Source organism: Campylobacter sp. JH32 (assembly GCF_017846535.1).
In the GTDB taxonomy this organism is placed as follows: domain Bacteria; phylum Campylobacterota; class Campylobacteria; order Campylobacterales; family Campylobacteraceae; genus Campylobacter_D; species Campylobacter_D coli.
The window spans coordinates 1-642 of sequence record NZ_JAEQBS010000040.1 but is presented as its reverse complement, the minus strand read 5'-3'; the positions used below and the strand labels follow the sequence as shown (position 1 = coordinate 642).

General features: G+C 27.4%; 1 protein-coding gene. It reads right to left on the bottom strand.

Going from position 1 to position 642, the window contains the following annotated elements; genetic code table 11:
• Window positions 1-37: 37 nt before the first annotated feature.
• Complete coding sequence (locus tag KAR67_RS09415) at window positions 38-493, bottom strand: hypothetical protein (RefSeq protein ID WP_002786814.1); 456 nt, start codon at window positions 491-493, stop codon at window positions 38-40.
• Between the last annotated feature and the right edge of the window lie 149 nt (window positions 494-642).

The window sequence follows — 642 nt, the reverse complement described above, 5'->3', positions numbered from 1 at the left end:
TAGTCTTTGATTTGAGAGATAAGTTCTTTAGGATTCATCAGTAACTTTGTCCTGTATATTTTTCATCACTTTTTATAAATTTACCATTGGTAAAATAATGAAAAGATCCTCCGCCTGCACTTTTACGACTTATGCTTGAAAAGCTAAATCCTCTTCCTTCATCTCCAAATAAACCATAGTTTTTTACTTTATAATCTATCATGGTAGAAAAAACAACAGGATATTTTTTACCCTCACACACATAATAAGTTGTCATACCTAAATAAGGTCTTAATTTTTTATAGTTTTCTTCACCCATATATGCTTTAAATTGATCTTCATAGTATGCAAATTCGGGTTTATCTTTGAAGTTGAAGTTTGATTCTCCTATTTTATAATTATAATCATTACGATAATATTTACAACCATTAGAAAGGATTTGGGGGAATTTTTTCTTCAAATAAGAAAAATTCACAAAATGAGTTTCATTTCCTACTTTAATTTCACTACCCAAATACTTACTACGAAATTCTTCTCTTTTTTCTCTAATTCCAATATCTCTTCTCTTATTTTTTTATCAAAGATATAAATTCCACCATAATTACTTGCAAGAGTTTTTATTTCACTTGCTTTTTTTTCTTTAAAAGCACATGCACTTAAAAA